The organism is Chryseobacterium sp. KACC 21268, assembly GCA_028736075.1.
In the GTDB taxonomy this organism is placed as follows: domain Bacteria; phylum Bacteroidota; class Bacteroidia; order Flavobacteriales; family Weeksellaceae; genus Epilithonimonas.
This window is the reverse complement of record CP117875.1, coordinates 2,994,798-3,013,565: the sequence shown is the minus strand read 5'-3', so window position 1 is coordinate 3,013,565 and position 18,768 is coordinate 2,994,798. Positions and strand designations below refer to the sequence as shown.

Here is an 18,768-nt window from a genome sequence, read left to right as displayed (position 1 = left end):
CAATTATGAAAAGTACAATAATAGAAAATATCATTCTTTTAAGCCTTTTGATCGTTTCACTTTTGCTCTGCAAAAGCTGTGACAGCTTTACCGATGTCGGACTGCCTAAAAACCAAATTACCAGAGATCTGGTCTTTAAAGATGACCAATTGGCCAGATCCGCAATGGCCAGTATCTACCGTTCTATGGAAGAGTCGGGCTTTTTATCAGGCTCTTCGGGCGGCGCTCAAGTTATTTTGGGTGCCTATGTGGACGAACTTCAATCCTATGCTGCTCCCGCGAGCGATGTCTCGGTCTTTTATCAGTTGGGCCATATGGCCAGTTCTACGAAAGTCAGTAGTTTATGGACGAGCACCTATTCGCAGATCTATAACATCAATGCGATCATTGAAGGGGTGGAAAATTCTGAAAGCCTTAGCTCAGAAGTAAGAAACCGGCTAAAAGGAGAGGGGCTTTTTCTCAGAGCGATACTGCATCTGTATTTGGTTCAGTCCTTTGCCTCTGTACCCTATGTAAATTCTACAGATTATCAGGTAAACCAGACGATCGGTAAAAGCAGCATTACTCAGGTTTATCTCCAATGCCAGTCTGACCTGCAAGCCGCAATACCGTTACTACCTGAAACTTTGACAGCAGGAAACAGAGTTTATCCCACTAAAATGGCGGCCTTTGCGGTATTGGCAAGAATTGCCTATTATGAAAAAAATTGGGATGCTGCCGTGCAATATGCCAGTAATGTGATCAGTAATCCCCAGTATAAAATGGAGACCGACCTGAACAAAGTTTTTCTAAAGGACGGTTCTGGCAGCATATGGCAACTGTTGCCATTTGGTTCAACCTACAATACCTATCAAGCCAATGTTTTCATTCTTAATACAGCACCACCGACGAATGTGGCACTCCGCCAGGATTTCATCAATGATCTTGAGCCTGGTGATGGAAGGAGATCCGCGTGGATCGGGCAAAAGACAGATTCGCAGAACAAAACCTACTATTATCCATTTAAATACAAGCAGTATTCTACAAGCACCAATTCTTTAGAGTATTCCGTCATCCTCAGGGTGGAAGAACTATATCTTATCAGGGCTGAAGCCCATATTTATAAAGGACAAAATGATCTGGCTGTCGCCGACCTAAACAAGATACGAAACAGGGCAGGCCTGACATCGCTGGCAGTTGTTACAGATCAGAGTACGCTGATCAACGCCCTCATCAAGGAAAGAAGAATAGAGCTGTTCACGGAATTCGGCCATCGGTTCTATGATCTCAGACAGCATGATATTCTGGATATCGTCATGACTCCGAAGAAACCAGGATGGAAACCATACTTCAGGTTTCTTCCTTTGCCCGAAAAAGAACTTCTGTTAAATCCAAACCTAAATCCACAAAATGAAGGCTATTAGAATATATATAGCAGGTCTGCTATTGATCTATGGGTTGGGATATTCTCAGAATATAGACAGCTTGACCGCCCTATACAAACAATTTTACCAAACAGCCCTGTTGACAGCCAGCCCAAACGGCCAATATGTAGTATTAAAGCATACCAATACTTATGGTAAGGATGAAGACGAACTGGTGGATATAAGATCCAGCAAAGGAACAATGTTAGATAAGCACGTTAAATATCAATTCCTCGGGGACGATGTAATTCTGATGCAGAACAACAACCACAGTCGGTTCTTAAATTTGAAAAATGGTCAAAACAAAGATATTGCAGGCAATTACAGTTCTACTCTTGCACAGCGATCTGGACAGGTGGTTTTATATAATACAAGCTCAAAGGATCTGCTTTTAGTTTCTGATGATGGGAAGGTCTTATGGAAGGAAAACGGAATCAGGTCCTACCACTTAGATGAGATCGGCCATCGGTTGATCTACGCTTCCGGGAACCATATTGTCTTTAGAGACCTTAAGAATCAAAAATCAAAAAGGTACAAACTGGACAGTGGTGTCCAATGGATTTTTTCTCACAATAACAGGATCTACTGTGCTGATATTGAGAGATCAAAAGTAGAACTGTACATTATTGATCTGCCTTCAGACCATCTGACAAAACAAATAATAATGAGCCCCGAGGCCTTTGAATTTGCCACGGCAATAAATACCTATTTTGAACTGAGAGAAGGCGAACATTTTATCTTTCCTATGTATTTAAAAAGTAAATTAAATGCCAGGGAGGATCCGGAAATGAAGATCACCTACTCAAACAGGAATGGTAAGGATCATTTTTTAAACCATCATCTAGGTATTTATAATATAAAAGAAAAACGATGGGACTACCGACCTGATCAGAGCGACCATCTTCCTGTTTATAGATTTTTAAATGACAAAGGAGACTTTGTTGTATATGATCAAAGTAATGATGTTGTGGAAGAACAGCAAAATGTGATTCTTGACCTCAATCTGATCTTGGATTATGGTAAAAGTTCCCGGGTATTTCCGCAAAAAAGGGCAGATGACGGCAATTATTTTTGGGACCGCAGCACAGAACAATTTATTTACTTCGAAAACAAAAGATGGCTGTGCCATCACATCAGGACAGGAATAGTTCACGAATTGCTGCCATTGAAGATGGATGGCTGGGAAAATCCTAGGGATAACGGCCTGGTCGATGCTCCGGCCGTCATGCCGATCAAAATCAAAGGTGGATCTTCCCTCATGCTTTCCGACCGTTTTGACTATTATATTGTAGATCTCAAAACCCATCAAATGAAACAGATCACGAGCGGGCGTGATAAAAAGATCAAATATGAACTGAAAATTCCTGCGGGTCAATATCCAAAATCGTCCTGGAGCGTAAAATTTGCTGAAATAGACCTGGACAAAGAGATCACATTCAACCTTCTCGATAAAAGATCCTATGATTCCGGGTTTGCGACGTATCTACACAAAAAAAATAAAACCCACCACTATCAGCAGGGTCATTACAAGGAGTTATTAAGATATGGAGATGGACTATTTTTAACTTCTCAGTTTGCTATGGAACCATTCAAACTGACAAAATTTGACAAAGGGAAGTACACGGTGGTATATGAATCCATGAAAACTGAAAGAAAAGGTCTCGAAAATATCCAGTATAAGATCTATCAGTATGAAACACGGTATGGTGAAGCCAATGCTGCACTTTTATTTCCCAAAGGCTACGACAGACAGAAGAAATATCCTATGATCGTCAATATCTATCAACAGCAATCTCGTGATCTACTGTTTTTTGTGCCGCCTTATTTAAATACAAGAATAGGATTCAACTACATGCATTACCTGATGAATGGTTATATTGTTCTACTGCCTGATCTTCAACATGAGATCGCCAACGTTAAAAACAGTGTTGTCACCTCTTTGGAAAAAAGTATTGATACTGCCAAGTCGCTGGCTTCGGTCGATGATAGAAATATTGGTGTAGTTGGTCTATCATATGGGGGCTATGAGACAGGTCTGGCAGTGACCAATTCCAAATATTTTAAAACCGGTGTAGCAGGCGTGATGATCTCTGATCTGGTCTTTCATGCTTTCAGTCAATCTGAGGTCATGTCTATGCCTAATTATATGAGGACAGAAACTCATCAGATGAGAATGAAAAACAACGTATTTGACAGCTGGAATACCTATTTGGACAACTCTCCGGTTTTCCATATAAAAAAGATCGACATCCCGGTTTTAATTTGGTCTGGGCTAAAAGATAAAAACGTACCTGCCACGCAATCCAAGATGTTCTTTCTAGGGATGAAAAGGCTGCAGAAAAAGGCGGTGATATTGGAGTATACTAACGAGACCCACAATGTTTTCTCACCACCTAACCAATTGGATCTTAATGTTAAAATTTGGCAGTGGTTTGAACATTATTTGAAAAACAAGCCACCTGCAGATTGGATCGATCCAATTACAAAGTAGAAATGCTCCCTTACGGGAGCATTTTTTAATCAATTTTATATAATTCGACGTTGGCCGTTTCAGGATGATCCAGTTCAGGTCCATTGGTCCCAAAAACCTGCTGTCCCGTTGGTGTTCCATCAACGGTACAAATTACATTCAAGTCAGTACCACACATGACACTTCGGTCCCACTGATTCGTAAAGCTATTAAAAATATAGCCTTGTCTGTCAACTAAAAATTTCCTTTTGCTTTTTTCTTTTTGATTAGCGAATGCAGTTCCGGTTCCGATCAGAATGAGAACTAACGGTAACAAGTAATTTTTCATTTTATTAAAATTTGATATGATGCCTACTTTTTTTCAACAGGTTTTCGGCATTTCCTAAATCTATACTATTTAAATTTATCTGGTTGTTCTTATCGTAATCAACAAATAACACAGTCTTTGTTAGCATCGAATCCTGCACACCTTGATTTTAAAATATGGCAATGGTTTTCGATATTTAAAAAATAATAATTGCCATTTGACTCATTTGATCCGATGTAAAAAACAAAAGCTCCCTTGCGGGAGCTATTCTTAGTCGATCTTATATAATTCGACATTGGCCGTTTCTGGATGATCCAGTTCAGGTCCGCTCGTTCCAAAAACCTGCTGTCCTGCTGTTGTGCCATCAACGGTGCAGATCGGATTAACATCAGTTTGACAAGTGACGCTACGATCCCATTGATTCGTTGCGCTGTTGAAGATATAGCCTTGTCTATCGACTAAATTTTCTGTGCTACTTTTTTCTTTTTGAGTAGCGAATGCAGTTCCGGTTCCTATCAGAATCAGAACTACGGGTAAAACGTAATTTTTCATTTTATTAAAATTTAATGTGATGCCTACTCTCAGTTAACAGGTTTTCGGCAACTCCTGTTCTGTTGGCCAACAGAATTATTTAAATGCATATCTGGTCATTTGGTTTCCTGCCAGTACATAAAAATATTTTTTTGTGCATAATATGCCTTTGATCTTGATTCGTCTCTCATTCTTAATGTAGAAACTGTAGAGGTATTTCTGAGTTGATGCATCGTAAACGTCGACAACATTTTTGTTTCTAAAATCTGTAAAGGATTCATCCTGTCCTCTTATTTTGGAAATATTATAGAATCTGTTGCCTGATATTGTCTGTGCCCGGTTGATCACATTTGGTGATCTGATCAGTTTTGTCTGCCCGCTTTTAAGTGTTTTCGTTTCAAGTAGTGTACGGGATGAGGAGTCAATGGTTGGTCTTCTCTGGATATTTTGGAGACCAAAGTCCGCTTTGATCATCTCACTGCGATACAGATGTGTATAGACAATTAGTTTATTTTGACGATCGATGCTTATATCGCCATCTGTGTCAAAAACACCATCGACCTGCGTTTGTAAAACATTAGGAAATAAAAGATATTGTTTCGAATCGGTGTTCAGAATACCCAGTTCATTTTCTTTTGTTTTGACAAGCATTGTCCGAAAAACATAATGCTTTGGTCCGAGCATATAGAATCTCGAAAAATACAATCTATCGATTCCAGTGTCATATGCCTTTAACGATGGCAGTTTCCCTTCAAAAATAACTGGCACTTTACCATCAGAAACACTGAAGTAAGGATATAATACATTAATGGTGACACTCACGAACTGGTGATGGTAATTATCCAATTTAATAGTGTCCACTTTAACATTATTAAAATCCGGATCAATGCCCGAGAGGAGCAGTGGTGTTTTTCGATTTCCCAAGAACAATGTGTCACCCTGATTTCCTGCAAAGTAGTAGTTATCCGTCGGAAGCTTTATAACTTTTTGTTCCGCTGTTAACGGAACCATTATTTTTCTTGTAAAACTTCCCTGGTCATCATTGATGTGTGGATAAAAGATCAATGATAATAATATTGCAGGTAAAGCAGCAGCAAGTGATATGAAACCTACTAATGTTTTTTGATCCTTCTTTTCTGATCCGACAATTGCAATGATCACCAACAAAATGCATACTAGATTAAAGATCATATGGTCGGTCCAGTCCATTTTTTCTAAAACGCCTCCGCAAGAGCAGGGTATCGATTCACTGAAATTCAAGATCAGATAAATGTAAATGGTAAAAGCAAACATTATACTTAAAGATAGATAAAGTCCTAATAAGCGAGATTTACGGAAAAGCAAAAGAAAAACAATAGTTAACTCAGATATGATCACGGCATATGATACAAATCCAGCATAAGTATTTAAAACCGGCGACTGTGCAATCTGGACCTGGAAGTTCTCAAAATCCAAAATCTTACTGATGCTGGCATACACAAAAAGCAGAATAAAAAAGTAGCTGACTATTAAAATATAGGTATTCAAATAATTTTTCATCATCAATATTTTTAGAATTTAACTTGACCGCAACAATCTCCATTTTACTTTCAATCCGCAGTAGTCCGGCATCTTGCTGCCTTTCATGATCGGACAGGTTGTTTTAAAATTCCCCATACTTTCCCAAATGCCGCTTTCCGGACATGGTAAGCCTGTGACAACTGATATGGAGGTACGGGGAATCATAGCATATAAGATTAAGTGATTATTTTGGTACAGATCGCCAATTGTCACCGTCTCTCACAGGTGGATCAGGATCCACAATAGGATTTTCTGTTATGAGTGAATCTCCACGAAAGGACACTGTTGACTGAAGTCCCTTATTTTCAACATTGGATGAAAAACCTTCATCTCGGTTTACACAATTCAGCATACCAAATGCGCATGCCATAAGACTTAAAAATGGGAATAACTTTTTCATTTCAAATAGTTTTAAATGGTTATTCCGGCCGGATTATATTAGAATTCTGAGATCAAAGGTAGCGTCGTTGGGAATCGAAAAAAAGCCTACTGTGGCGCTATTTTAAAATGAAGACGGATCAATTTTAAAATTGCACCACTCAATTTCAGGCATTAAGCCCTTAGTCATGCGAGTTATGAACAATTTCCGTTTGACAGACCATCAAGCCGCACAGAAATCCTTTATTTAAAAGGAAAATGTTTAATTTTGAGAAGGTGAGGTTCTAAAAATAAGCATATGAAAAAGTGTTACTGCTTTCTCATGCTCTTTTTCTTTTTATCACAGTTTACATTTTCACAGTCCAGAAAAGAAAAGACCTTTGAGGAAATAAGAAAAAAGTATGAGATGAAAACAATTGACGACATCAGTGCGATGCCTGACGTCAGGATCTTTATCCAGAAAGCAAAAAATGAGGCCAATTTCTCAAAGCTGATCCAAGGTTACCGGGATGGAAGACAGTTCGATCTCAAACATAAGATCAACTATGCAGACAGTGCAATTACGGCCAGCATCAAGTATGGAACAAAGGATGACAGCAGTAATGACCATCTAAGCAAGGGCATCATTTACTATTTCTATCATAAAAACTACAAATTTGCACTGGATGAGTATTTAAAAGCCTATGTCTTTTCCAAAAGTTCAGATGACCAGTATCTTCACCATAAGGTGATCTATCACTTAGGTGTCGTGAAATTACACCTGGGTTATTATGAGGAGGCTCAGGAGCATTTTGATGAGTGCGTTGCCTATTATGGAAAAAATACAGAGATAGGACTGCATTCCAACGAAAGGTTCAACCGTAAAAAAGCATATTTGAACAGCCTCCACCAGCTGACGGTCACCAGCAGATATCTTAAATACTATAGGAAGAGCGACAGTCTAAGCGAGTTGGGTTACGACCTTACTTTGAATGATGACGATTTTGCTTTGGAGCATAGCTATTTTCTGAAGTGCAGAGGCATTTCAAAATTCAATAAAAAGGACTACCCAGGTGCAGAGACCGACCTTGAAAGTTCATTATCGATCATTGTCCAAAGAAATGATTTCGCTTGGGCGTCAGTGGTGTATTACTATCTTGGCAAGATCAACGAGGCACAAAAAAATACCGATAAAGCCATTTTATATTATACGAAGATCGATTCTATTTTTGAAGTTAACGCTTTTATACTCCCCGAGGTCTATAAAAGCTATAACTATCTTATCGAACATTACAAAGATAAAGATGTTAAGAGGCAGCTGTATTACACCAACCAATTGCTGAAGGCTGACAGTTTGCTGACCACCAATTATGCATATCTCTCTTCAAAGCTTCACAGGGATTATGATCGCCGTACGTTGGTAGAGGATAAAGAAAGGATGGAACAGGTCAGCAAGCAAAAGACCATTTATTCTCAATTCCTTGCAGGACTTGTTATACTGATCCTAATTATTTTCATCATACGTTACCGGAAAGACCAAAAGATCAAAAAGCAGTATCTATTTCTACAAAAAAAACTGGCAGAAAAATCAGTTCCGAAATATGATGCCGTCATCGAAGAAGTACCTGAATACTCGATAAGAAAGACTTTTCTGACCGATGCGATGGCGCAGAAGATCACAGAAAAACTAAAAAAGTTCGAAGATGAGCATCAGTTCCGGAAAAAGGGATTGACCCAACATGGTACAGCCGTAAAACTCGGTACCAATTCTCATTATCTTTCCATCTATATCAATGAGCATAAGGGAATGAATTTCAACAGGTATATCGCTGAACTTAGGATCAACTATATTACCAATCTCCTCAATACCGACAATAAATACCTCCATTATACTATCGAAGCATTGGCAGAGGAATGCGGCATAGCAGCCCGTCAAAATTTCTCAAGCCTATTTTACGAGATCAATGGAATCAGGCCGACAGATTACATCAGGAACAGAAAAAAAGAATTGGGTCTGAGCTGAATGGGCTTCAATAAAGGATTTTTTGTAAATTTCTAAAAAAAGGACATGGTAACAAAAGCTATTTTTAGAAAAATCAAAAAATTAAATGAGGATCTGGATTTAAAGATCAACGAAGTTTACGATGACGACGACAATATGGTAAAGATCGCAGAGAAATCTCTTGTAATCATCGATGAATCCATTAGAATTTTAAAAGAATTGATCTCTCCGCTACATTTTGAGACTATCGCTGAAGAAGTTTATTTCTTTAAAACACTAAAGCCGCAGTTCATTTCAAAATTTATCTATTATTCAACAATTCTGGACATTGAATCCCATAGACCTAACGCAGGAAACAAGGCTCTGAAAAAGTATTATGAGGCAGAGCAGGAGAAGCTGAGAATCTTTTATGAGGAGCAGGCAGAATTTTACAGTTATTACAGAAGAGAAGCTACCTATCTGGACCATAAGATATTTGTCAGAAACTCTTACGATCTGAAAATGAAATTATCCTTTGGCTTCTATAATTTTGACACGAGTTTTACCACCTCTCACGATCATATGATCGCGAGATTCCTCGCCAGCCAGAAATTGGACCAGTATTTAAAAAAACTGCTTGAAAAGATAGGTGACAGTCCAACGGCCAAAACATTGTCACCATTGGTGTGGTCCGCATCAAAGGTTGGTCTGATTGAACTTGTATATGCACTTTATCAAATGCGATGTTTCAATGGTGGGAATATTGAACTCAGTGAGGTCATCAAGTTTGCTGAAAGATCTTTGGATACAGACCTGGGCAATTTCCACAAGACCATTTTTGAGATCCGGACAAGGAAGCAGGGACCAACGAAGTTTCTACAGTTGGTAAGTGACCATCTCAGTCAGCATTTTATAAATACCGAAGGCGAGTGATCTTATTTTGAAAGCCTCAAATACAACTGAGCATTTGAGGCTTTCTTTAATTTTTATTGACCAGATGCTGTAAGTCCGGATCATTGGAGATCCTGTCCATTTCCTTTTCTATGATCCTGCGAACGTCTGCTTTGACCGCTGTGTAATTCTCATCGATCTCTTCTTTCATGCGGTCGGTTTGCTGATCATCAGTAAAGGATCGGATTTGTGGAATTTTTTGATAATTCTTTTCTTCCGCAGAAAGTTTAACGGTATCGACGACAATCTCTGAGTGGAATATTTTCTGCTCAATCCTCTCATCAAAATTGTCGGACACGGCACCGACAAAAAATCCCTGTGTCAATGTTGATATCTTGGAAGCAGGTATCAGGCTGTCCAATTGGGTGGAAATGGAAGTGGAGGTGTCATTTCTGTTGATGGATATGCTTTGTCTTTTCTGCAAAACTTTACCGAATCTTTCGGACAGCGTCTTTGCGGTCTCGCCAACGACCTGACCACTGAAAATATTTCCGACAGTATTCTGTATCACTTTGCTTTCCTTATCACCGTAATCCCTTGTCAACTGTGAAAAGTCCTGAAACCCAAGACATACGGAGACCTTGTTGCTTCTTGCCGTCGCGATAAGATTGTCCAGTCCCCTGAAATAGATGGTAGGGAGCTCATCGATGATGACCGAACTTTTCAGCTGTCCTTTTTTGTTGATCAGTTTGACTATCCGCGAATTGTAAAGACCCAATGCTGCAGAATAGATGTTCTGACGGTCGGGATTATTTCCAACACATAAGATCTTCGGTTCATTCGGATTATTGATGTCCAAAGAAAAATCATCCCCGGTCATTACCCAATATAATTGTGGAGAGATCATCCGCGACAATGGGATCTTTGCCGAAGCGATCTGCCCCTGCAATTGATCCTGTGCGCCTCCCTGCCAGGCATCCATAAAGGGGGAGAGGTAGTTCTCCAGTTCGGAATAGGAGGTCAGGATGGTAAATACATCCTCATATTTCTTATTCAGCAATTCGATGGCGTGTGGGAACGTACAGAATTTACCGTCCTCATATATCTTCAAGAACCAGATGATCGCTGCCAATAGAATGATGGGACTTTCTACGAAGAAGTCGCCCTGCTTTTGGATCCAGCTCCGGTTGAGATTCAGCATAATCGTATAGGCCGCTTCATAGGCATCAGAAATGTCCGTCATAAAATCCGGATTTAACGGATTACAGCGATGGCTTTTTCTGGGATCGTCAAAGTTGATAATGTAAAATTTGGGTTTTATTTGATAGCCTTCAGAATGATGTAAAAGATGATTGTAAGCAATTGTTGAAAGATCATCGAACTTAAAATCATAGATGTACATAGAGAATCCCTTTTCAATATGCTGCCTGATATAATTATTCACAACAGCATAGGATTTTCCCGATCCAGGCGTACCCAGAACAATGGTAGCACGAAAAGGATTTACCACATTGATCCATCCCTGATGCCGTTTCCCTTGATAATAAAACTTAGTTGGCAGATTGACTGAGTATTCGTTATATAGCAGTTTTGTTTCCTGTTGAAAGCTTTCATTTTCACTATTGAATACATCATCCATTAAATTATGTTTCAGAAGTCTGCTCATCCACACACCAGACATCATCAAGAAAATATAACCCACACCAGTTGAAAAAATATAAAGAGCAGTTGCAGAATTGGATGGTACCTGTAATAATATGATGCTAAAAAAGAATAAGGAGCTGCCCATACCTAGAGCAACAAATATCTTGTTCCACGTGATTTTTTCATTTTTCACCCCTTTGGTTCCAAGGCAGCTCAGGCTCAACAATACAACTGTAAAAAGTTTTGAATACAATGGTTTGCTAAATAATCTTGTTGCCCGATCAAAATTTTGAAGGATCTTATTGACCAGCTCTAAAGTCCATCCACGATCATCGAAAAAGCTGTAGCAATACCAGTACAGGTGCATCAACACCAAAATAACACTGACCGCTCTCATAAATGCCATTATTTTGGCAAGTCCTCTTAGATCATCTTCTCCTTGCATCTTTAATTTATTTAAAAATGCAATCTATCGAGCTACTAATTCTAAAACGGTTTAATGATCAGATAGGTAATTGTTGGCTGTAGCTGACTTTCTATTTATAGCCTTATTTCTTTCTTCGTCTTTTCTTTCTTCTTCTGATCTGATCTGCAAATTCGGATTCTTCATAATCCTCGTTTTGTGTAGAAGGAAGAATACCAGCCAAGAGATCCAGTGAATTGCCTTCTTCAAATGTGTTAAAATCAAATAGGGGATATGTCGATCTGTAAATACTATTGTCAGTTGGTAAGTTAGTATCAGACTTTGTTGGATGATCGTTATTGATTTTTTGTCCATCCTGACCGATCCATTTATCGTGAAAATTATTTGCGGAAAAGTCTTTCCCTAAACTTGACCCGTTCCATACTGTTCGGGACCGGTGATCGATAAACGTTATTCCATAGATCCTGCCGTTGTCGTTTTTACGGACAACGGTATCAATTCCCTCTTTTTTCAATTTCTTTTTAAATGCTTGCTCATCTTTTGAAGAATGGTGAGCTTCTGTGATCGATCTTTTCAAATTTTGTTTGGCGGATCGATCATTACTTTTGTTTTTACAAGCAGTGAAGTGTTTTTGGAGAGCATCGATCCCTGCTTTTTTACCGAACAAAGATGCCTTGAAGGGATTTCCTGCTTTTTTTCCTTGATCATCTAAAGGAAAGTAAAGCAATCCTCTTTTTAATTGGCCTTGTAATTCTCCCTCCACTTTCTCCACAGTAATTTTAAATACTGAAAGCAAAGCATTGTATTCACCAAAGGATTGAAATTGGTAATAGGAGGGTAAATGTCTTATTACCGATGCGATCTGACTTTTGATATCTCCAGATTTAAGATCAATTGGTCGTAAGATCTCCCGATCTTGCCGAGACCGTTTCTCAACTGCTGAGATAAGACCCAATTTCTTTTCAAGTTCCCGGCAGACCTTCATCGAACGGATCTTTTCGAATCGATCGGATATCTTTTTTCCCTCCTCATCCACACAAACAGAAACAATATGGATGTGACTTCGGTCGATATCGGTATGTTTGAACACTATGAAAGGCTGATAACCATAGCCCATTCCATTCATATACTGCTCAGCAATATCCTTATACTGCTCATCAGAAACATTGTCTTTAGGGTCAGGATTCAGGGAAATATGCAAGGTATGCTTTTCGGTATTTCGGTTAGCCAACAGGTAAGGCTCAAATGATTTCGCCAATTGAGCAACCGAATATTTCCCGTCAACTGTCTCGATCATTTTATTGGTCATCAGGATCTCTCCCTTTGCTTTTTCAATTTTTGAATTATTATAGGATAGTGTACCAAATAATTTACTGCTTCTTCCAATTTTTGCAATCATATTACTCCGGATTTTTAAAATGTTTTTGATCAAATTCCTCAGTTAGCTGCATCACCTTTTTGAAAATCTCCACCATTTCAACAGTATTCTTTTCCAATTTATAGAGTAAGACTGCCGCTTTTTTCTCTGAAAAATGAGTGTATAAAAGTTTCACTATCTGATTGTAATTCACTCCTACCGCGCGAAACTGGCTGTGGAATGAAGTCAACCGCATATAGAAATCCATCGTCCCCTTATCTACTTTGACGGTCTTGATCGTTTTTTCGAAAATACAAGCTGTTATAAAATGAGCCTTCACTTTCATTCCTGACTGATCAAAAAGTTCTAGAAAGCGGGAATGTTCAACCTCATTGAATGAGATCGTATATCGAATCTTGGCAGGATCGGCCTTTGGACGGCGTCCTGTCTTTTTCTGTGGTCTACCATTATGTTCATTCATAATATATCAAATTAGTTAATTAAACATCGACTTCGGAGATTGTTTTTAAGCTCCCGGCAGGGCAAGTTGTTTTGAGCATTCGAAAATGTTTCGGGATGCTCAAAACACAACTTGCCCCTTTCGGGTGAAAGGTCAAACCCATTATACAGGAGATTTAGTCCGGAATTACCGGAATCTCAAGATCTGAAAAGATCAATATCTATGGGCTGGTCAGTCTCATTGAACAAAGTAAATAACAATGTCTGAAAGGTTTTATGATGTTCATAAGGACAAACAAGACCACTGCAAGCCTAAGACAACCACTTAGATGCTGAGCAGAAACGGATGTTTTTTATTTGCACAAGAAGGTTAGCAGGACAGATGTATGGCAAAATTGCTTGAGATCTTTAAGGCAAAAATTCCAGCCTTCAGGAATTCAAGCTTTCCGGACATCCGGAATTTCCACTGGATAAAGGTCCGTCCGGAATGACAAGCTGACAGAAGTGTAGGATGCCATCAAGTAAGGCCAATTGACAGATTGAATGATTCTCCTCATTCCTGAAGTCAGATCTGATTTAAGTAGTTCAAGATTTCAAGAGCGCAGGAAGTATCGCAATCTTTCTCGCCATCAGCCTTACTGCAATCACCAGTAACGAATATTCAACTATAAAATAAAAAAAATGGAAACAAAAAAACAACCAGCAATCATTGCCTTTTCGACTCAGAAAGGAGGGGTAGGCAAAAGTACTTTCACTGTATTAATAGCCAGTATCCTGCATTATCGGATGGGTTATAATGTCGCAGTATTTGACTGTGATTTTCCACAGCACAGTTTGATACAGATGAGAGAACGGGATTTGAAAACCGTTATGGAAAATGAGGTATTAAAAAAAATTGCCCATAAGCAGTTTACCAGCATCAATAAAAAAGTCTATCCTATTTTCCAAAGCAAGACCGATACGGTCTTTGAAGAGCTTGAAGCATATTTTGATAATTCCGAAGTTATTCCCGATGTCGTTTTTCTCGATCTTCCAGGAACAGTCAATACCGCTGGTATTTTGAGCACAATCGCCAGTGTCCACTATATTTTTTCTCCCATAACTGCCGACCGAGTTGTCCTGGAAAGCACCTTGAGTTTTACGGATGTCCTTACCAACATCTTGATGAAGAAAAAGCATACCGAAATCAAAAGTATACAGCTGTTCTGGAACCAGGTCGATGGCAGAGAGAAAACACCATTGTATGAGAATTACAGCAAGGTCATCAAAAATCTCGGACTTCAAGTGATGGAAACATCCATCACAGACAGCAAGAGATTTCGTAAGGAAGGGGAGACGGTGTCTAAAACCGTTTTTCGCTCGACCTTAATGCCGGCAGATCCTAAGTTGATGACATTATGCAGGCTAGACCAGTTTATGGAAGAGTTTTTAAGAATTGTAAAATTGTCAAAAGATGGACATTAATAAAAAGAACAGTGAAGACAACAATATCGATGAAGAATATCTGATGTCTATCATGGCTGGTAACCTAAATAAGGAACTGCCGAGCCAGAAACTTGATACCTACAAGGAAGAACCGACAACGAAACAAAAAATAAAAAGCAAAAAAAGCGTTGGAATCACTTACGCTGATCAGTTTCTTACCCATCACACGATGACCAAGCGTGGTGACAAAAGTATCTACATCCGTCCTGAATATCACGAACGACTTTCCCGGATCATTCAGATCATTGCCGAAGATCAGATCCCTTTATATGCTTATCTCGATAATATTTTGGCGTATCATTTTGAAAAGTTTGAAAAAGAGATCACTGATGACTTCAACAGCAAATACCGTCCAATCTTTTAATCTATCATCAAATGGAACAACTAATCATTATAGGACTATTATTGGTTATCATCCTACTACTACTTTGGGACAGAAAGTTTATAAATCAGTATTCCAAAGAAAATAGTATCAAAGCTCATCCAGCTGTGCCCTCTATTATGGGAGAACCAAAAAAAGAAGAGAGAAAACCAGTGCCATCTGATTTCTATAAAGGCCAAGGCGAATCTCTCGTACCAAAAGCAAATAATTTTGATTCAGAAACCAAGGAGGAGGCATTTGAAAATACGGCCTCAAAGAAAGAAATTGACGAGATACTGGTCAAAAATATTGACTGGGAAGCCGAGGAAGAAGACTGGCAGTATCAGGATGATCCTGAGATCGAAAGCGGGTTTGCCACAGGGGTTACCTTTCAGGAATTGAATACTGCAGGACAACTGCTTCAGCAAGATGTGCTGGAGCCTGACCTTGAACAACAAGCGGTTGACATCATTCAAAAAATTCATGGAACCGAGCTTTTCGATCTTTTGGAAAATTCATTAAGTGATGCTTCACAGCGAATTTCCGCTTTGCTGAGCCAGAGTGTTTCGAATGAAGATGAGGACATTTCTCTAAAGCTTAAAGATGATGTAGATGGTTTCGACATAGGGGAGTTTGTTTGATCAAATTCCCCTTTTGACATTTGGCGCGATAAAGATAGTTATCGACTCATTGACAATACAGACTATTGGTCCACAAGTTCTATGGGATTATTGAATTTCTTCTGCTCTTCTCGATATTTCTCCTCGATACCACGAATGATCTCGTTGGGATCCCGGTCGACCAATTTTATAGTGCCGTTGTAGACCCCTGCCTTAAAATCGCGTGCAGGGTCTTTTTTATATTCATCTATAATTTGAAAAAATCTGGCCTTACTCACTTTCAGATCCTTTTCAACATACCTGAAAACTGGTACGCCAATGTCCTTTCTGGGTTTCTTATAGTTGCCAATTAGTTTGAAATTGTAGTCCCTTCTATCATCATATATTTCAACGATAAGTCCTGGCAGACCATAAAATTTATAAGGCCCTGCATTAATTGGGATCTCGGCATCAAAAAAGGCATTCCATTTACGCCCTCTAAAGAAGACCTCTGCCTTTTGTAGTCGCTTTCCTCGCCCATCTAATTTCTTTTCATTCGTGATGGACCAATTGAGGGCGACGTTATCATCATATTTATATCTTATCGCACCTTGAAACTCTGTAATTGATAGATCACTCTTTTTTTCTTTCTTTTCGATGACGTAAAGGAACTTTCCGACGTCATCATATTCTTTGCTATTGTCTGAATTGTAGAGGGAATCCATTATGAACCTATCGTAGCTGCGAAAGGTGAAATCTTTTTCATCAGCATCCAAAAACATTTTCTCACTATGATAAATGGTACTTGTAGAGTCTTCCCGATATTTTAACTCGTAGATAAATCTATTGATCTCCTGGGCCCTTAAAAGAGAGGATATGAAGATCAGAGTTGAAAACAAATATCTTAAGGTCATAGTAAAGGTTTTTAGACTGGAGAAATACGAAATTTACATAAACAAAAAATAAGGTATAGACCCTTGACGAACTGCCTGATCTCAACCTGCCCTGTGACGATCACAAGGCAAATAGTTAGACCATTTTAAAACTTAAAGTTAATTTAATTTTACTATTCTTACACTGATCCTACAAATTTTTAGGATACATCCTGCGATATATATCGTTTTTAAGTTACAACTGCTCAATATAACTCTCATATTGGCTCCTTTCCAAAACCTCTTGAGGCGTCATCTTGTAGATATCCTTCCATGAATCAGCACCGTATTTTTCAACATATTTAGAAATGATCCTAAAACCCAGCCAATAGTATAAAGATCTTGGTGCAGCAGGAAAGATCTTAAGTTTGTCGTTTCTTAATAGGGGATTATCTCCTGACGTATCTGAAAAATACGGTCTGTTTTTAAGATAGATCTCTTTTTCATTTTTCACAAACCATTCCCAGTCTGCTTTCGACATGTTTTCCACTGCTTCGTATGGAGTGATCTTTCTATCAAAAAAGACATAGGTGAAATAACAGGCGAATCCCTCATCAATGGTCTGGCTTAGTGCCGAATCTTTATCAGAGCGACTATTTCTGTACTTTTCATAGACCAAATGGTTCAATTCATGCGGCAGCCCCTTGTTTAGGGTGTAATTGATATCCAATGATCCATTATTGAGTTCCAGTGCAAACTGCTCGAAATCACATCCGCCGAACCCGATGCCGTCAAAGGGAGTTAGGACAATACTTATCTTGGCTGTCGGACTTTCAGGAACAAGCCTGACAAATTTCTTAAGATTGGTCTCAAGCAGTTTGTCAATCCTCAACTTTAATAACAAGTTGGTTCGTTCTACCATCAATGATCGTTCCTTATCGAGAAGCGTTCTATTCCAACCGATCATGCCCTTTTGATTGTTGAACATCTTCCCGTTATCCTCTCCAAAGATAGCTCCATAGCAGCTGTCCCAAAGTTTCCTGTGAGGTAGATAGACATTGCGAACGATCATTGTCGAATCAAAATCTTCAGATCTATGCGCCAAGATCTGTGATCTGAAAAGGTTATGGACCGTAATATTCTGAATTTTTATGCTATCTGCTACTTTCTCAATCCTTTTGTATTCAAAATCGGATGTGTCTTTTTTGCGTGTAGCACAGCTAAAGAGCAGTGCGCTAATTGTTAACAGAAATATTTTCTTCATAATGGATGATAGTTTTTTCGATAGTCTTACTTGACAAATCAGACCATATTTAAGTATGACAATTGAAAAGATGCCGATATTACATAACTCGATCAAATATAGTATTAATTCATTTCTGTAAAGAAATCACCCAAGTATTTAACACCTACCAAAAAGCCAAAGACATAGCTATCACTAATTGTATTGGCGATATTTGCGTTGGTTTCTCTCAACACTTTTGAGACTTTTGGAAACTCCTGATAGCTTTCATAAGACCACTACATTCTCCATATGTTTTTATCCGAAAAACCTTAGATCTCGTGCTCATCGGTTTTGATCACTTGCGACAATACTTTGACCTAAGATTGTCATATTCAATTCAAGTGAGTTGTCAGTTAACAGCCAAACCATTCCCGATACCGCCATTCTTCTAAAATTATCCCAAGACCCTAACATCTTTGTCCCATAGTTCCGCAAAGTGCGGCACAACATAACAAATTGATGTGTTATAATTATGAGAAAACAAAGAAAAAAACTACTGCTATCAGTTCTGACCATTTTGGTAGTGACGGATGCCTTCGCGCAAGGGAATGGAACCGCAGGGATTAATGAGGCCACACAAATGGTAACCTCTTATTTTGAACCGGCTACCCAATTGATCTATGCGATCGGGGCAGTCGTGGGACTGATCGGTGGGGTCAAGGTTTACAACAAGTTCAGCAGTGGTGACCCCGACACCAGCAAGACCGCTGCCAGCTGGTTTGGTGCGTGTATCTTTCTGATCGTGGCGGCAACGATCCTCCGTTCATTCTTCCTTTAAATTT

17 protein-coding genes are annotated in these 18,768 nt (G+C 39.0%); 8 read left to right on the top strand and 9 right to left on the bottom strand.

Annotated elements, in window-relative coordinates:
* The first annotated feature begins 5 nt into the window (after positions 1-5).
* A complete protein-coding gene (locus PQ459_13890; GenBank protein WDF45990.1) occupies positions 6-1,403 on the top strand; it encodes a RagB/SusD family nutrient uptake outer membrane protein in 1,398 nt (465 codons plus the stop codon).
* Complete coding sequence (locus PQ459_13885; protein ID WDF45989.1) at positions 1,390-3,894, top strand: prolyl oligopeptidase family serine peptidase; 2,505 nt, start codon at positions 1,390-1,392, stop codon at positions 3,892-3,894. Before PQ459_13890 ends, PQ459_13885 begins: the two co-directional genes overlap by 14 nt.
* Before the next feature lie 25 nt (positions 3,895-3,919).
* Here PQ459_13885 and PQ459_13880 read toward each other — a convergent pair whose 3' ends face one another.
* The 4 genes from PQ459_13880 to PQ459_13865 form a co-directional block, all read right to left on the bottom strand.
* Positions 3,920-4,201: a DUF6520 family protein gene (locus PQ459_13880; GenBank protein WDF45988.1), complete on the bottom strand. Its 282-nt coding sequence runs from the start codon at positions 4,199-4,201 to the stop codon at positions 3,920-3,922.
* A gap of 249 nt (positions 4,202-4,450) precedes the next feature.
* A complete protein-coding gene (locus PQ459_13875; GenBank protein ID WDF45987.1) occupies positions 4,451-4,732 on the bottom strand; it encodes a DUF6520 family protein in 282 nt (93 codons plus the stop codon).
* A gap of 75 nt (positions 4,733-4,807) precedes the next feature.
* Positions 4,808-6,250: a hypothetical protein gene (locus PQ459_13870; GenBank protein WDF45986.1), complete on the bottom strand. Its 1,443-nt coding sequence runs from the start codon at positions 6,248-6,250 to the stop codon at positions 4,808-4,810.
* Between the two features lie 205 nt (positions 6,251-6,455).
* The gene (locus PQ459_13865; protein WDF45985.1) at positions 6,456-6,671 is read right to left on the bottom strand and encodes a hypothetical protein; all 216 of its coding nucleotides are present in this window, start codon (positions 6,669-6,671) and stop codon (positions 6,456-6,458) included.
* A 384-nt stretch (positions 6,672-7,055) separates the two neighbouring features.
* On the opposite strand from PQ459_13865, the gene PQ459_13860 reads away from it, so the two are divergent.
* Together PQ459_13860 and PQ459_13855 are read left to right on the top strand one after the other, a co-directional pair.
* Complete coding sequence (locus tag PQ459_13860) at positions 7,056-8,651, top strand: helix-turn-helix domain-containing protein (protein ID WDF45984.1); 1,596 nt, start codon at positions 7,056-7,058, stop codon at positions 8,649-8,651.
* Between the two features lie 45 nt (positions 8,652-8,696).
* Positions 8,697-9,542 (top strand): RteC domain-containing protein, encoded by an 846-nt coding sequence (locus tag PQ459_13855; protein WDF45983.1) that lies wholly within the window; start codon positions 8,697-8,699, stop codon positions 9,540-9,542.
* 46 nt (positions 9,543-9,588) lie between these two features.
* On the opposite strand, the gene mobC is transcribed toward PQ459_13855, so the two are convergent.
* The 3 genes from mobC to mobA all read right to left on the bottom strand — a co-directional run bounded on the left by mobC (position 9,589) and on the right by mobA (position 13,406).
* Entirely contained in the window at positions 9,589-11,589 is a 2,001-nt protein-coding gene (gene mobC / locus PQ459_13850; GenBank protein ID WDF45982.1) for a conjugal transfer protein MobC, read from the bottom strand.
* 103 nt (positions 11,590-11,692) lie between these two features.
* Complete coding sequence (mobB, locus tag PQ459_13845; GenBank protein WDF45981.1) at positions 11,693-12,967, bottom strand: conjugal transfer protein MobB; 1,275 nt, start codon at positions 12,965-12,967, stop codon at positions 11,693-11,695.
* A 1-nt stretch (position 12,968) separates the two neighbouring features.
* The gene (mobA, locus tag PQ459_13840; GenBank protein ID WDF45980.1) at positions 12,969-13,406 is read right to left on the bottom strand and encodes a conjugal transfer protein MobA; all 438 of its coding nucleotides are present in this window, start codon (positions 13,404-13,406) and stop codon (positions 12,969-12,971) included.
* Positions 13,407-14,065: 659 nt separating this feature from the next.
* Between mobA and PQ459_13835 the strand changes: the two genes are divergently transcribed.
* Genes PQ459_13835 through PQ459_13825 form a run of 3 tightly spaced genes read left to right on the top strand, consistent with a single transcriptional unit; the run spans position 14,066 to position 15,871 of the window.
* The gene (locus PQ459_13835; protein ID WDF45979.1) at positions 14,066-14,848 is read left to right on the top strand and encodes a division plane positioning ATPase MipZ; all 783 of its coding nucleotides are present in this window, start codon (positions 14,066-14,068) and stop codon (positions 14,846-14,848) included.
* Positions 14,838-15,233, top strand: coding sequence for a DUF3408 domain-containing protein (locus PQ459_13830; GenBank protein WDF45978.1), 396 nt, complete (start codon positions 14,838-14,840; stop codon positions 15,231-15,233). The genes PQ459_13835 and PQ459_13830 overlap by 11 nt, the downstream gene beginning before the upstream one ends.
* 11 nt (positions 15,234-15,244) lie before the next feature.
* The gene (locus PQ459_13825) at positions 15,245-15,871 is read left to right on the top strand and encodes a hypothetical protein (GenBank protein WDF45977.1); all 627 of its coding nucleotides are present in this window, start codon (positions 15,245-15,247) and stop codon (positions 15,869-15,871) included.
* A gap of 62 nt (positions 15,872-15,933) precedes the next feature.
* Here PQ459_13825 and PQ459_13820 read toward each other — a convergent pair whose 3' ends face one another.
* Complete coding sequence (locus PQ459_13820) at positions 15,934-16,743, bottom strand: GLPGLI family protein (GenBank protein ID WDF45976.1); 810 nt, start codon at positions 16,741-16,743, stop codon at positions 15,934-15,936.
* A gap of 214 nt (positions 16,744-16,957) precedes the next feature.
* On the bottom strand, positions 16,958-17,965 hold the full coding sequence (locus PQ459_13815; GenBank protein WDF45975.1) for a DUF2268 domain-containing putative Zn-dependent protease: 1,008 nt from the start codon (positions 17,963-17,965) through the stop codon (positions 16,958-16,960).
* A gap of 493 nt (positions 17,966-18,458) precedes the next feature.
* Between PQ459_13815 and PQ459_13810 the strand changes: the two genes are divergently transcribed.
* A complete protein-coding gene (locus PQ459_13810) occupies positions 18,459-18,764 on the top strand; it encodes a DUF4134 domain-containing protein (protein WDF45974.1) in 306 nt (101 codons plus the stop codon).
* Positions 18,765-18,768: the final 4 nt, after the last annotated feature.